This is a genomic window from Pseudomonas sp. EA_65y_Pfl1_P113 (assembly GCF_963970525.1).
GTDB classification, from domain to species: Bacteria; Pseudomonadota; Gammaproteobacteria; order Pseudomonadales; family Pseudomonadaceae; genus Aquipseudomonas; species Aquipseudomonas tritici.
On record NZ_CAXAQM010000431.1, the window covers coordinates 1 to 490 of the forward strand.

The window sequence follows — 490 nt, forward strand, 5'->3', positions numbered from 1 at the left end:
TTCACCTTCGGGCATGATCGCCGACGGACGGGCGCGGCGAAAGCGCGGCAAGCGCCATTCGCCGTAGCGGATGCGCTGATAGGCCGCCCACAACACCGCCGCGACGGCCACTGCCAACACCGCCCATAAGAAGATCTTGGCATAAGGCCAGTTGGGAAAGAGCCCGTCCAGCCACGCGAAAAAACGTCCAATCGGGGCAAGCACCTGCTGCAGCCATTTGCCAAACTGAATCAGCCACAAGGGCGGCGCGGGCGGCGGCGGCGCGGGGAGCAGCGTGAACTGAATCGTCGAATCGGCTTTGAGCGCCGCATGGGCCGCAGCGAAACGGTCGGTAGCGGTTGCCACCTGCTGCGATTTACCCCCGCTCACTGTCATTCCCCCGGCAGCATGGGTCGCTACCCCCCTCAAACTAAACCAACTCTTCCTTCGCGCAATCGGCAAATTGCGCTGGACGAAGCGGATCGCATCCGCCACCCTGACAACGGTCTAG

The 490-nt window shown here is 63.3% G+C and carries 1 protein-coding gene; it reads right to left on the bottom strand.

Annotated features, from left to right (window positions below; translation table 11 throughout):
- On the bottom strand, positions 1-369 hold a 369-nt coding region (locus tag AACY52_RS30420), incomplete at its 3' end, for a hypothetical protein (protein ID WP_339561399.1).
- Positions 370-490 lie beyond the last annotated feature (121 nt).